This window comes from Streptacidiphilus jeojiensis (assembly GCF_042510965.1).
Lineage (GTDB): Bacteria > Actinomycetota > Actinomycetes > Streptomycetales > Streptomycetaceae > Streptacidiphilus > Streptacidiphilus jeojiensis.
In genome coordinates, this window is sequence record NZ_JBEUKS010000016.1 from 21689 (window position 1) to 34988 (window position 13300).

General features: G+C 69.7%; 10 protein-coding genes. 2 read left to right on the top strand and 8 right to left on the bottom strand.

The genetic code is table 11. The annotated features are described in order from the left end of the window. Position 1 precedes the first annotated feature (1 nt). From ABUW04_RS33680 to ABUW04_RS33695, 4 genes are all read right to left on the bottom strand, one after another. Positions 2-1693, bottom strand: coding sequence for a glycoside hydrolase family 13 protein (locus tag ABUW04_RS33680; protein ID WP_380568255.1), 1692 nt, complete (start codon positions 1691-1693; stop codon positions 2-4). A gap of 58 nt (positions 1694-1751) precedes the next feature. Beyond that, positions 1752-2654, bottom strand: coding sequence for a sugar ABC transporter permease (locus ABUW04_RS33685; protein ID WP_380568367.1), 903 nt, complete (start codon positions 2652-2654; stop codon positions 1752-1754). Positions 2655-2701: 47 nt separating this feature from the next. Continuing rightward, complete coding sequence (locus ABUW04_RS33690; RefSeq protein WP_380568256.1) at positions 2702-3697, bottom strand: carbohydrate ABC transporter permease; 996 nt, start codon at positions 3695-3697, stop codon at positions 2702-2704. A gap of 106 nt (positions 3698-3803) precedes the next feature. Then, a complete protein-coding gene (locus ABUW04_RS33695) occupies positions 3804-5093 on the bottom strand; it encodes an extracellular solute-binding protein (protein ID WP_380568257.1) in 1290 nt (429 codons plus the stop codon). 349 nt (positions 5094-5442) lie between these two features. Here ABUW04_RS33695 and ABUW04_RS33700 point away from each other — a divergent pair, with 349 nt between their 5' ends. Both ABUW04_RS33700 and fahA read left to right on the top strand, forming a co-directional pair. Further along, positions 5443-6681 carry a homogentisate 1,2-dioxygenase gene (locus ABUW04_RS33700; RefSeq protein WP_380568258.1) on the top strand — a complete coding sequence of 413 codons (1239 nt, stop codon included), beginning with the start codon at positions 5443-5445 and terminating at the stop codon, positions 6679-6681. Further along, positions 6678-7874 carry a fumarylacetoacetase gene (gene fahA, locus ABUW04_RS33705; protein WP_380568259.1) on the top strand — a complete coding sequence of 399 codons (1197 nt, stop codon included), beginning with the start codon at positions 6678-6680 and terminating at the stop codon, positions 7872-7874. Before ABUW04_RS33700 ends, fahA begins: the two co-directional genes overlap by 4 nt. Positions 7875-8075: 201 nt before the next feature. Here the strand turns inward: fahA and ABUW04_RS33710 are convergent, their stop codons facing one another. The 4 genes from ABUW04_RS33710 to ABUW04_RS33725 form a co-directional block, all read right to left on the bottom strand. After that, on the bottom strand, positions 8076-9752 hold the full coding sequence (locus ABUW04_RS33710) for a glycoside hydrolase family 13 protein (RefSeq protein WP_380568260.1): 1677 nt from the start codon (positions 9750-9752) through the stop codon (positions 8076-8078). A gap of 121 nt (positions 9753-9873) precedes the next feature. Continuing rightward, positions 9874-10767, bottom strand: a complete 894-nt coding sequence (locus ABUW04_RS33715; RefSeq protein WP_030247987.1) for a carbohydrate ABC transporter permease — start codon at positions 10765-10767, stop codon at positions 9874-9876. Between the two features lie 8 nt (positions 10768-10775). After that, positions 10776-11726: a carbohydrate ABC transporter permease gene (locus tag ABUW04_RS33720; protein WP_030247988.1), complete on the bottom strand. Its 951-nt coding sequence runs from the start codon at positions 11724-11726 to the stop codon at positions 10776-10778. 91 nt (positions 11727-11817) lie between these two features. Further along, the gene (locus tag ABUW04_RS33725; protein WP_380568261.1) at positions 11818-13221 is read right to left on the bottom strand and encodes an extracellular solute-binding protein; all 1404 of its coding nucleotides are present in this window, start codon (positions 13219-13221) and stop codon (positions 11818-11820) included. Positions 13222-13300: the final 79 nt, after the last annotated feature.

Consider the following 13300-nt stretch of genomic DNA (forward strand, 5'->3'; position numbering starts at 1 on the left):
CTCAGACGGCCCACCAGACGGTGGCGTCGGCCGGCAGCACCAGTTCGTCCTCCACAACGGTGACCGGCTCCGAGGCCAGCAGCAGCCGTCCCGGGGCGGCCAGCCGCACCGCCTGGTCACCGGTGTTGGCGAAGCAGGCGAACGCGCCGTCGGGGCTGTCGCGGCGGAAGGCGAGCACCCCGGCCGGGGCGTCCAGCCACGTCACGCTGTCGCCGGTGCCCAGCGCCGGGTGCTCGCGACGGGCCTTCAGGGCGGCGCGGTACAGCTCCAGGGTGGAGCTGCGGTCGCCGGTCTGGGCCTCCACACCGAGCTTGGCCCACTCGGCGGGCTGTGGCAGCCAGCTGGGGCCGCCGGGCACCGGGCCGAAGCCGAACGGGGCCTCGGTGCCGGACCAGGGCAGCGGCACCCGGCAGCCGTCGCGCATCCCCTCCTGGCCCTCGGCGTTGGTGCCCTTGGCGCGGGTGAAGGCCGGGTCCTGACGGACCGCGTCCGGCAGGTCGAGCACCTCGGGCAGGCCCAGCTCCTCGCCCTGGTAGAGGTAGGCCGAGCCGGGCAGGGCCAGCATCAGCAGGGTGGCGGCGCGGGCCCGGCGCAGGTCCTGCTCGGCGTCGTTGCCGTCGCCCAGCCGGGTGAGGTGGCGGACCACGTCGTGGTTGGACAGCACCCAGGTCGCCGGGGCGCCGACCGGGCGCATCGCGTCCAGGGTCAGGTCCACCACCTCGCGCAGCGCCTCGGCGTCCCAGGCGGTGCCCAGGTACTGGAAGTTGAAGGCCTGGTGCAGCTCGTCGGGGCGTAGGTAGTTGGCGGTGCGCTGGACCGTCGGGGTCCAGGCCTCGGCGACGGCGATGCGGCGGGTGTCCGGGTCGGTGCCGTACTCGTCCAGGATCCGGCGCCAGTCGCGGTAGATCTCGTGCACGCCGTCCTGGTCGAAGAACGGCAGTACGTCGTTGCCGAGCAGTTTCAGCTGGTCGTGGCGCCCGATGTCGGGCAGCCCGGCCGCCTTGACCAGGCCGTGGGCGACGTCGATCCGGAAGCCGTCGGCGCCGAGGTCCAGCCAGAACCGCAGCACCGAGCGGAACTCGTCGGCGACGGCGGCGTTCTCCCAGTTCAGGTCGGGCTGCTCGGGGGCGAAGAGGTGCAGATACCACTCCCCCGGGGTGCCGTCGCTGTTGACGGTACGGGTCCAGGCGGGTCCGCCGAAGATGGACTCCCAGTCGTTCGGCGGCAGTTCGCCGCCCTCGCCCCGGCCGGGACGGAAGTGGAAACGGTTCCGCAGCGGGCTGCCGGGGCCCTCGCGCAGTGCCTGGCAGAACCAGGCGTGCTGGTCCGAGGCGTGGTTGGGGACGATGTCCACGATCACCCGCAGGCCCAGACCGTGCGCGTCGCCGATCAGCCGCTCCGCGTCGGCGAGGTCGCCGAACATCGGGTCGACGACCCGGTAGTCGGAGACGTCGTAGCCGGCGTCGGCCTGCGGCGAGGCGTAGAAGGGGGACAGCCAGACCGCGTCGACGCCCAGGTCCCGCAGGTAGGGGAGCCTGCTGCGGACACCTTCCAGGTCGCCCATCCCGTCGCCGTCGGCGTCGGCGAAGCTGCGCGGGTAGACCTGGTAGATCACCGCGTCGCGCCACCAGCCGGATCTGCGGCCGGAGTCGGCGGCAGGGGCGGTCGGGTTGGCGGGGTGCTGGGGGGTCATGGGATCCCTTGGGTCTCAGAGACGGTCGAGTGACGGGTGGTGCGGCGGCCCGGGGCCGCTAGCCCTTGGTGCCGCCGGCGGTGAGGCCGGCCACCAGGTGCTTCTGTACCAGGTAGAACACCACTCCGGCGGGGATGGCGATCAGCACCGCGCTGGCCGCCATGTAGTTCCACTGGGAGTTGTACTGGCTGATGTAGGTCTGCAGTCCGACCGCGAGGGTGTACTTGTCGGCGGAGAGCATGAAGTGCGAGGCGAAGGCGACCTCGCCCCAGGCGGTGAGGAAGGTGTAGAACGCCGCCACCGACAGGCCGGGCTTGGCGAGCGGCACGATCAGCCGCCAGAAGGTGCCGAACGGCGAGAGCCCGTCGATCTGCCCCGCCTCGTCGATGTCCACCGGGATGGTGTCGAAGTAGCCCTTCAGCAGCCAGGCGCAGTAGGGGACGGCGGTGGAGCAGTAGATCAGGATCAGGCCCTGGTAGGTGTCCAGCAGGCCCAGGTTGGCCATGATCTTGTACAGCGGGACCATCAGCACCGACACCGGGAACATCTGGGTCAGCAGGAAGGTGTACATCAGCGGGCGGTGCCCCGGGAAGCGCATCCGGGAGACCGCGTAGCCGGCGCTGGCCGAGATCAGCACGCCGACGGCCATCGTGCCCAGGCCCACGATCAGCGAGTTCAGCATCCAGGTGCCGAAGCCGGTGTGGTTGACGACGAAGCTGTAGTTGGACAGCGTCATCCGGCTGAAGATCCGGCCCGGGTGCAGGTAGTCGTCCTTGCCGGCGCCCAGGGAGATGTAGAGGATCCAGGCCACCGGGAAGGCCGCGACGAACGCGCAGACCGTCAGCAGGCTGTGCAGGCCCACCGAGGCGAGCTTCCCGCGCTCGCCGCGCCGCAGCGGGCGCCGGGCGGGCTTCGCGGCACCGACCGCGACGGGCCGGTCGGCTGTGGTGAGGGTGGACATCGGGTCTGCTCCTGCGGTGTCGCCGGGTTCGGGGAGGACGCTGGTGCTCATGCCGCGGCCTCGTTCCTGGTCATCCAGCGGCGGTAGAAGCCGGTGAAGACCACCAGGATCGACAGGCAGATCACACCCACCGCCGCCGACTCCGCGTAGTCCTGCGGCATCTGACCGAAGAACAGCTGGTACGCGTAGGTGACCAGGATCTGCACGCTGTCGGTTCCGTTGGAACCGAACAGCAGGTAGATGACATTGAACTGGTTGAAGGTCCAGATGATTCCGAGCAGCGTCACGGTGCTGCTCACCGGGCGCAGCCCGGGCAGGGTCACCTGGGTGAAGCGCTGCCAGGGCGTGGCGCCGTCCATCTCGGCGGCCTCGTAGAGCTCGCTGGGGATGGACTGCAGTCCGCCGAGGAAGGACAGCATCATGAAGGGGAAGCCGACCCAGGTGTTCACCAGGATCGCGGCGACCTTCATCGCCAGCGGGTCGCTGAGCCAGCTGGGCTGGGGCAGGTGCAGCGCGCCGAGCAGCCCGTCGACGGCGCCGCCGTCGCTGAGCAGCAGCCGCCAGGAGAAGACGGTGACGAAGGTCGGCACCGCCCAGGGCAGGATCAGCAGCATCCGGTAGACGGCGCGGCCGCGCATCTTGCGGTTCATCAGCACGGCCAGGCCCAAGCCGGTGCCGACGGTGAGGACCACGCAGACGAAGGTCCAGACGACGGTCCAGACGAAGTGCGGCACCAGCTGGTTGTCCGGGCCGGTGAGCAGGTCGACGTAGTTGTGGAAGCCGATCCAGGTGTAGCTGTCCGGGATGTGGTTCACCCCGATGGTGCGGCCGACGTTGAGGCTGTTGGCGTTGGTGAAGGTGAGGATCACCCCCTGCACCAGCGGGTAGCCGACCAGCACGGCCAGCACCACGACGACCGGGGTGCACATCACCCAGGCGTACCAGTGCTGGTCGTAGGAACGCCGAAGCCGGGCGATCAGCCCCGGCCGGGGTTCGCGGTCGCGGCGCTCCTTGCGGGCTCTGCCCTGGACGGCGACGGTCATCGGTCTGACACCTCTTCGGATCTGCGGCTGTTCGTACGGCGCGAGGGGCACGGCAGGCGCCCGGCGGGCCGGTCCCGGATCGGGGACCGGCCCGCCGGGCCGGGGGTCACTGGGTCGCGTAGGACGGGACCAGCTTCTTGATGGCGACCGAGGCGTTGTTCAGACCGGTCTGGGTGCTCTCCTGGCCGGCCAGGATCTTCAGCAGGTCGGTGTTGAACGGGGTGTACATGGAGCTGTACTCGGGCACGGCCGGGCGCGGCACGCCCGCGGCCAGGATCGCCTGGAAGGCGGCGATGCCCGGGTTCGAGGTGACCGCGGAGGTGTAGGCGTCGGACCGGGTCGGCAGGGTCGCGTTCTTGGTCGCGATGGTGACCTGCGAGGCGGCCGAGGTCATGAAGGCGATGAACTTCTCCGAGGCGGCCTGGTGGGCGGTGTCGGCGCCGGCGTAGGCGACCAGGTTGTGGCCGCCGATCGGGGCGCCGGCCTTGCCGGTGGAACCGGCCGGGACCTGGGCCACGCCGAGGTTGCTCTTGTCGGTGAAGGCCGAGCCCTTGTAGACGTTGGTGGTCTCCCAGGGGCCCTGGACGATCATGGCGATCTTGCCGCTGCCGAACTTGTCCATCATCGTCGCGTAGGCGTTGGCCGTGGTGTCCAGCTTGGTGACGCCGGGGCTGGCCAGCAGGCTCTTGATGGTGTCGATGCCCTTGACCGCGGCGGCCGAGTTGACGGTGATCTTCTGCGAGGAGGCGTCGATCATGTCGGTGCCCTCCCCGTAGAGGAACGGCATCGCGTAGTAGGAGGCGGCGTTGAACTCGAAGCCGTCGACGCCGTCCTTCTGCTTGACCAGCGCGGCGTCGGCCTTGAGCTCGTCCCAGGTGGTGGGGGCCGCGGTGATGCCGGCCTTGGCGAAGAGCGCCTTGTTGTACATCAGGCCGAGGGTGTCGGTGACCAGCGGCACGCCGTACTGGTGGCCGTTGTAGCTGGCCTGGGTGACCAGCTGCTTCTCGAAGGAGCTGCTGTCGGCGGTGGCCGCGGTGCCGTCCAGCGGGACCAGGTAGCCGGCCTTGGCGAAGCCGGAGGTCCAGCCGACGTCGGCGCGCAGCACGTCCGGGGCTCCGGAGCTGCCCGCGGCGGTCTGGAACTTGGTCTGCGCGTCGGCGAAGGGGACGTTGACGTACTTCACCGTGATGGTCGGGTTGGCCTTCTCGAAGGCGGCGACCAGGGCCTTGTAGGTGGGGGCCTCATTGGTCGCGTCCGAGGTGTCCCACCAGGTGATGGTGACCGGGCTGTCGGCCTTGGCGCCAGAACCACTGCTTCCGCTGCTGCTACTCCCGCAAGCGCTTGCAGAAACCGCTATCGCTGCCGCCAGAACGGCTGCCGCAATGCCACGACGCATTGTGAACTCCTTGGAGGGTGGATGCCCGAGTGGGTGGGTCGGCACCTGCGAAGGAACCTCCCCGAGCCGACGCACCGTTGCTGCCGTCGGGCTTGGGGAGGAACGTAACAGGCGCGTGAGCGGCGTGGAAAGACCTTGCAGCAACTTTCTGAAAGGCTGGGTGATCGTTACATTCATGTGTCCAGGTCGTTGCCACTCGGCTCATTGACCCCGGCTTGACCCCGGCCGGCTCCGGAGTCCACTGCTTGACAGCGGCAGGGCCGGGCCGTGGGATGTGAGGGCAGGCCCTTCGGCGACCCCGAGGGCGTGCGTCCTGGTCAGAGTCGCTCAGGTCGCTCAGGAGGCGAAGGTGGCGTACTACCGCAGCGCGGGCACGATCCCCCCGAAGAGGCACACCCAGCACCGGGACGCGGAGAGTGGCCGGCTCTACTTCGAGGAGCTGATGGGCGAGGAGGGCTTCTCCTCCGACTCGTCGCTGCTCTACCACCGGCACCTGCCCTCGGCGATGGTGGACAGCCGGGTCTGGCAGCTCCCCGAGGACAAGCCCGAGCCCAACCATCCGCTCAAGCCGTACCACTTCCGGCTGCACGAGCTCTTCCCCGGCGAGAGCTGGCGCCAGGCCGACCCGGTCCGCGACCGCCGCACCGTGCTCGGCAACGCCGACGTCCGGATCGGCTACGTCGCCGCCGGGCTGCCCTCCCCGCTCTACCGCAACGGCACCGGGGACGAGTGCGTGTACGTGGAATCCGGCAGCGGGGTGCTGGAGAGCGTCTTCGGCAGCATCGAGGTCGGCCAGGGCGACTACGTCATCGTGCCCAGGGCCACCACGCACCGCTGGCTGCCCACCGGGGACGCCCCGCTGCGGCTCTACGCCGTCGAGGCCAACAGCCACATCACCCCGGCCCGGCGCTACCTGTCCAAGTACGGCCAGCTGCTGGAGCACGCGCCCTACTGCGAACGCGACCTGCGCGGACCGGTCGGACCGCTGCTCGCCGAGGACCTCGGCGGCGACGCCGACGGCGATGTGGACGGCGATGTGGACGTCTACGTGAAGCACCGGGTCGGCGGCGCCATCGGCGGCACCGTGCTGACCGTGCCCACCCACCCCTTCGACGTGGTCGGCTGGGACGGCTGCCTCTACCCCTACGCCTTCAGCATCAGCGACTACGAGCCGATCACCGGCCGGGTCCACCAGCCGCCGCCGGCGCACCAGGTCTTCGAGGGCAACGGCTTCGTGATCTGCAACTTCGTCCCGCGCAAGGTGGACTACCACCCGCTGTCCATCCCGGTGCCGTACTACCACTCCAACGTGGACAGCGACGAGGTGATGTTCTACTGCGGCGGAGACTACGAGGCCCGCAGGGGCTCCGGCATCGGCCAGGGCTCGGTCTCGCTGCACCCCGGCGGCCACACCCACGGCCCCCAGCCCGGCGCCTACGAGCGCTCCATCGGCGCCGAGTTCTTCGACGAACTCGCGGTGATGGTGGACACCTTCCGCCCGCTGGACCTGGCCGAGGGCGGCCGGGCCGTCGACGACGGCCGCTACGCCTGGAGCTGGAGCGGTCGCGGGCCCGGTGGTGAGGGATGAGCTGGGTCCCGGTCCCGGACGGCTCCGGATTCACCCTCGACAACCTGCCCTACGGGGTGTTCACGCCGCTGCGCGGCGGCCGGCCGGTCGGCGGGCCCCGGGTCGGGGTGGCCATCGGCGAGCACGTCCTGGACCTGGCCGCGATGTGGGCCGGCACCCCGCTGGGCGCGGACCTGGCCACCGGCTCGCTGAACCGGTTCCTGCGGCGCGGACCGCGGGAGTGGGCCTACGTCCGCGCCGAGGTCCGCCGGATGCTGGAGACCGACGAACGCCGCCGCTTCTGCGAGCGGAACCTGCACCGCGTCGACGAGGTGACGCTGCGTCTGCCGGTCGAGGTCGCCGACTACGTCGACTTCTACGCCTCCGAGGCGCACGCCGCCAATCTGGGACGGATCTTCCGCCCGGAGACGGCGGAGCCGCTGCTGCCCAACTGGAAGCACCTGCCGGTCGGTTACCACGGCCGGGCCGGCACGGTGGTGCCCTCCGGTACGGTGGTGCGGCGGCCCTGCGGGCAGCGGGCGGCCGGCGACTTCGGCCCCACCCTCAAGCTGGACATCGAGGCCGAGATCGGCTTCGTCGTCGGCGCACCGTCGGCGCTGGGCGAACCGGTCGGCACCGGGGCCTTCGCCGACCATGTCTTCGGCGTGGTCCTGGTCAACGACTGGAGCGCCCGCGACCTGCAGCGCTGGGAGTACCAGCCGCTGGGGCCGTTCCTGGGCAAGTCATTCGCCACCTCGGTCTCGCCGTGGGTGGTGCCGCTGGCTGCGCTGGAGGCGGCGCGGGTTGCCGGGCCGGACCAGCGGCCCGAGCCGCTGCCGTACCTGGCCGAGAAGGAACCCTGGGGGCTGGACCTGCAGTTGGAGATCCTGCTGAACGGGGAGGTGGTCTCCCGGCCGCCCTACCGCGACACCTACTGGTCCCCGGCGCAGATGCTGGCCCATCTGACCGCCAACGGCGCGTCGCTGCGCACCGGGGACCTGTACGCCTCCGGCACGGTGTCCGGCCGGGGGGACGCCGAGCGGGGCTCGCTGATCGAGCTGGGCTGGAACGGGGAACGGCCGCTGCGGCTTCGCGACGGGAGCGAACGGGCGTTTCTGCAGGACGGGGACACGGTGTCGATTCGCGGGAGTGCGCCGGGGGTTGGCGGCGGGCGCATGGGGTTGGGGGAGGTCAGCGGGACCGTGGTGGGGTAGGTGTGCATCTGCGGACCGTAGATGGCTGGTCGCGCAGTTCCCCGCGCCCCTGAGCAAGTGCAACTGGCTCAGTTGCAAGCCAGACAGGGGCGCGGGGAACTGCGCGACCAGCCATGCAAGTGCTGTGCAAAGAATTGCGACGCCCCGTACGCGACCCTCGGCGCGTACGGGACGGCGCGAAGCGGCACCGCTGAGGACCTGTCAGGTGGTCCGCAGCCACACCGCCGTATCGGGGGGCAGCAGGCCGCCCGGGGTGGGTCCGCTGGCCAGCAGCACCTCGGCCGCCGCAGGCCCTGGCAGCGGCACCGCCGCGTCGGAGAGGTTCACCAGGCAGGTAAAGCCGGCACCGCGCCGGAACGCCAGCACCCGCGGACCCAGCGCGGCGCCGTCCGCCTCCTCGGTCAGCCACTCCATCGGCCCGTCGCCCAGCGCAGCTTCGTCGCGGCGGATCCGCAGCGCCTGCCGGTAGAGCGTCAGCATCGAGGCCGGGTCGCCGTCCTGGGCCTCCGCGCTGAGCCGCGCCCACGCGGCCGGCTGCGGCAGCCACGGCTCGGCCTCGGCCGTCGGCGGGCTGAAGCCGTACGGTGGGACCACCCCGGACCAGGGGATCGGTACCCGGCAGCCGTCGCGGCCCGGGTCCACACCGCCGGTGCGGTGGTACATCGGGTCCTCGATCCGGTCCGCGGGGATGTCCTCCACCTCCGGCAGCGCCAACTCCTCGCCCTGGTACAGGTAGACCGACCCGGGCAGGGCCAGCGAGAGCAGTGCGGCGGCACGGGCCCGTCGGGTGCCCAGCTCCAGGTCGGTCGGGATGCCGTGGGCCTTGTCGGCGAAGTCGAAGCCGGTGTGCTCGCGGCCGTAGCGGGTGGCGGTGCGGGTGATGTCGTGGTTGGCCAGCACCCAGGTGGCGGGGGCCCCCACCGGGGCGTGCACGGCCAGCGTGGTGGTGATGGTGTCCCGCAGTTCGACCGCGTCCCAGGGGCAGGCCAGGAAGCCGAAGTTGAAGGCGGTGTGCAGCTCGTCCGGCCGCAGGTAGCGGGCGAAGCGCACCGGGTCCGGCAGCCAGACCTCGCCGATCAGGGCGCGGGGCTGCGGGTAGGAGTCGGCGATGGCCCGCCAGGAGCGGTAGATGTCGTGCAGTTCCTCCCGGTCGATGTAGGGGTGCGGCTCGTCCGGGGCGTGCGGCGCCTCGTAGTCGTAGTCCGGCAGGGCCGGGTCCTTGACCAGTTCGGCGGCCGAGTCGATGCGGACCCCGGCCGCGCCCCGGTCGAACCAGAACCGCAGCACGTCCTCGTGCTCGCGGCGGATCTCCGGGTGGTCCCAGTTGAGGTCGGGCTGCTCGGGGGCGAAGCGGTGCAGGTACCACTCCCCCGGTGTCCCGTCCGGCTCGGTGACCCTGGTCCAGGCGGAACCGCCGAACTGGGAGCGCCAGTTGTTGGGCGCCACTTCGCCGTGCTCGCCGCGGCCGGGGCGGAACCAGAAGCGGGCCCGCTCCGGCGACCCCGGCGGGGCGGCCAGTGCCTGCTGGAACCAGACGTGCTGGTCCGACACGTGGTTGGGGACGATGTCGACGATGGTGCGGATGCCCAGGTCGAGCGCCTCCGCGATGAGCTTCTCGGCCTCCGCGAGGGTGCCGAAGGCCGGGTCGATCTCACGGTAGTCGGCGACGTCGTAGCCGCCGTCCGCGAGCGGCGAGGCGTACCAGGGGGTGAACCAGAGTGCGTCGACACCGAGGTCGGAGAGGTAGGGGAGCCGGGAGCGTACGCCGGCGAGATCGCCGACTCCGTCGCCGCCCGCGTCGGCGAAACTGCGTACGTACACCTGGTAGATCGCGGCGCCGCGCCACCACTGGGGCTCGTGCACGGTAGGGGTCTCCATCTGTCGGGGACGAGGCTGGTCCGCCTGGGACCGGTCCGGGGAGGGACCGGTCCCGGGCAGGACCAATCACGGGACGGGGCGCGGCACTGCGGGAGGGTGTCCGCGGCAGTCTGTCGGGGTGTCAGCCCTTGAGGCTGCCCGCGGTCAGGCCGGCCATGATGTTGCGCTGGAAGAACAGGAAGAACAGGATCGTCGGCACCGCCGAGATGGCCGAGGCCGCGATGAGCACGTTCTCGGGGACGCCCTGGGAGAGCGAGTAGATGCCGGCGTTCAGGGTCTGCTTGGTCGGGGAGGGCTCCGCCAGCAGCGGCCAGAGGAAGTCCTTCCAGACCGCGACCAGGGCGAAGATCGACACCACCGAGATGATCGGCCTGGACATCGGCAGCACGATCGACCAAAGGATCCGGATCGATCCGGCTCCGTCGATCGAGGCCGCGTCCAGCAGCTCCTGCGGGATCGAGTCGAAGAATCGTTTCAGTAGGAAGATGTTGAAGGCGTTGGCCACCGAGGGCAGCCAGATCGCCCAGGGCGTGTTGAGCAGGTTGACGTGCAGGATCGGCACGTCGATCGCGGTCAGGTACTGCGGCACGATCAGCACCATGGCCGGGATCATCAGGGTGGCCAGCATCGCACCCAGCACGAGGTTGCCGAGGACCGGGCGCAGTTTGGAGAAGGCGTAGGCCGCGCTGATGTCGAAGACCAGCTGGAGGAGCAGCGCTCCGAAGGCGTAGATCAGCGTGTTCGTCAGCAGTTTGGCCAGGTTGAGCTGGGTCCAGGCGGTGCTGTAGGTGCCGGGGGTGATCTTGTGCGGGTACAGCGTGGGCGGACTCTGGATCGCCTCGGCGGTGGTCTTCAGGCCGCCGGTGACCATCATGTAGAGCGGTCCGATGAAGACCAGGGTGAACACCACCAGGGTCAGCACCAGCACGGACCAGTAGACGATCCGACCGCGCGGGCGGTTCAGCTGGACCCGGGAGACCAGGGTTCGGGTGGACGTGTCGACTGCGACTGCCATGGCTGACCTCACTGCTCCGCTCGGCGGCTGACCCACCGGTAGATGAGGGCGAACACGATGAGCACCAGCAGGAGCAGCAGCCCCAGGGCGGACGCGGCGCCGTAGTTGCTGAAGTTGAAGGCGTACTGGTAGACGAGGTAGACGATGGTGGTGGTGGAGTTGTCGACCCCCTGTCCGCCGTTGGTGAGCACGAAGGGCTCGACGAAGACCTGCATGGTGGCCACGATCTGCAGCATCAGCAGCATGCTGAGGATCAGCCTGGTCTGAGGGATCGTCACATGCCAGATGCGGCGCAGGATGCCGGCCCCGTCGATCTCCGCCGCCTCGTAGAGCTCACCGGGGATGCCCTGCAGGGCGGCGAGGTAGATCAGGGTGGCGCCGCCCATGTTCATCCAGGTGGAGGCGATCACCACGGCGATCATGGAGGTGTTCGGCGACTGCAGCCACTGCAGCGTGGGCAGCCCGACCGCGTGCAGGATGTGGTCGAACAGGCCGTACTCGGGGTTGTAGAAGTACTGGAACAGCACCAGTGAGGCGACCGGGGGCAGCATCACCGGCAGGTAGACCACGACCCGCAGGTAGGCGCGGGCGTGCCGGAACTCGTTGAGCACGATGGCGACGAAGAACGGCACCACGTAGCCGAGCAGCAGGGCGAGCAGGGTGAAGTAGAGCGTGTTCCGCCAGGCCTGGCCGAAGCTGGGGTCGTTCCAGATCTGGTTGAAGTTGTGCATGCCGACCCACTGGGTACGGCCGAGCTTCTGCTTCTGGAAGCTCATGATGAACTCCCGGACCATGGGGTACCAGGAGAAGAGGCCGAAGCAGAGCAGCGCTCCGATCAGGAAGCCGTAGGCGCTGACGTTGCGCCGCAGCTCCCGGACGAAGTCGCCCTGCCTGCGCGGTGTGCGCCGGGGGGTGGGCCCCGGTTCGGTGGTGCTCACCAGTACCTCGATTGCCGCCATCGGGGCTCCTGACAATGCCTGGACGGGGACGACGGTGGCGGGGCGGCCCGGTTGGCGGCCGCCCCACTCCGACGTTCGGATCGGTTGCCGGCTACTTGTTCGCGAGGACCTGGTTGACCTGGGTCTCCGCGGTCTTCAGCAGCTGCTGGAGGTTGGCGTTGGGGTTGGTCAGCGTGGACGCCATGGCGGTGTCCAGCACCTTGTAGATGTCCTGGGCGTTGCCGGGCTCCAGGTCACCGGGGACCGCGGCCTGGATGAACGGCGCGTAGTTGTTCACCGGCATGGTCGCGTTGGCGGCCTTGAGCGTGTTGTCGGCCTGCAGCGAGGCACCCGAGTAGAACTCCGGCTCGGGCAGTCCGACGGCCTGGTTGGTGCTCTTGGCCCGGGCGTAGTTGAACTGGCCCTGACCCATGGTCAGCTTGAGGAAGTTGACCAGGGCGACGCCGGCCTTGATCTGGTCCGGGGTGTCCTTGACGTTGAACATGTAGTCGTCGCCGCCGGCCAGGGTGCCCTTGGCGGGGCCGTCGGTGCCGGGGATCGGGCCCATGCCGTAGTCCGAGTACTTGGCGTTCAGCTGCTGCACCATATACGTGATGTCGTCCGGCGCCGCGATGTACATGCCGAGCTTGCCGGTGGCCATCTGCTTCTGCAGGTCGCCCCACTTGAACAGCTGGGTGGTGCCCATGGCGCTGTCCTTGAACCGCAGGTCGTGCAGGTTCTGCAGGACGGCGAGGCCCTGGGCGTTGTTGAAGGCGGCGGTCTTGCCGTCGCTGCTGACGACCGGGGCGCCGAGGGCGTCCATCTCGGCGACGAAGTGCCAGCCGCCGTTGTTGCCGGCGCTGTAGTCGCCGTAGCCGCTGATGCCGCCGCCCAGCTTCTGGATCGCCGCGGCGTCGGTGGCGACCTCCGCCCAGGTGGTCGGCGGCTTGTCCGGGTTGAGGCCCGCCTGCTTGAACAGGTTGCGGTTGATGATCATGCCCATGGAGTAGTTGCTCCGCGGGATGCCGTACAGCTTGCCGTCCGACTTCTGGCCGTCCAGCACGGACGGGAGGATGTCGTTCAGGGTGGGCACGCTGGTGGTGTTGACGTACTGGGTGATGTCCGCGGCCTGGCCGGAGTCCAGCACCTGCTGCTTGTCGGTGAAGTAGGTGTAGAAGACGTTCGGCTCGGTGTGCCCGGCGAGGGCGGCGGTGAACAGCGCCGGCGTCTCGCACGGGAAGGTGTCGATGCTCTTGACCGTGACGTTGGGGTTCTGCTTCTCGAACGCGGCGATGTCGTCGACCCACTGCTGACGGGGAACCGGCTGGCTGGTCGGCGGCTCGCAGTCGATGCTGATGGTCACCTTGCCGCCGCCCGAACCCGCGCTGGCGCTACCGCCGTTGGAAGCAGTCTTGGTGCTGCTGCCACAGGCGGCCGCGGTGAGTCCGACAGTTGCCGCGAGGAGCAGGGCGGCCGTTCTACGGGTGCGAGGACTGGTCAGTCGCTCACTGGTCATTGTGAGGACCCTTCTGGGTGGCGATTCAGGGTGTCGTTGCGCTGTGATGCGGGACACTTAACCATCGCAAGCAGATGAC

Bases quoted from the DNA above. Each gene is read 5' to 3' on its own strand.
- fahA (WP_380568259.1), top strand. From the start codon at position 6,678: ATGAGCTGGGTCCCGGTCCCGGACGGCTCCGGATTCACCCTCGACAAC.
- ABUW04_RS33715 (WP_030247987.1), bottom strand. From the start codon at position 10,767: ATGGCAGTCGCAGTCGACACGTCCACCCGAACCCTGGTCTCCCGGGTC.
- ABUW04_RS33690 (WP_380568256.1), bottom strand. From the start codon at position 3,697: ATGACCGTCGCCGTCCAGGGCAGAGCCCGCAAGGAGCGCCGCGACCGC.
- ABUW04_RS33710 (WP_380568260.1), bottom strand. From the start codon at position 9,752: ATGGAGACCCCTACCGTGCACGAGCCCCAGTGGTGGCGCGGCGCCGCG.
- ABUW04_RS33685 (WP_380568367.1), bottom strand. From the start codon at position 2,654: ATGTCCACCCTCACCACAGCCGACCGGCCCGTCGCGGTCGGTGCCGCG.
- ABUW04_RS33680 (WP_380568255.1), bottom strand. From the start codon at position 1,693: ATGACCCCCCAGCACCCCGCCAACCCGACCGCCCCTGCCGCCGACTCC.
- ABUW04_RS33695 (WP_380568257.1), bottom strand. From the start codon at position 5,093: ATGCGTCGTGGCATTGCGGCAGCCGTTCTGGCGGCAGCGATAGCGGTT.
- ABUW04_RS33725 (WP_380568261.1), bottom strand. From the start codon at position 13,221: ATGACCAGTGAGCGACTGACCAGTCCTCGCACCCGTAGAACGGCCGCC.
- ABUW04_RS33720 (WP_030247988.1), bottom strand. From the start codon at position 11,726: ATGGCGGCAATCGAGGTACTGGTGAGCACCACCGAACCGGGGCCCACC.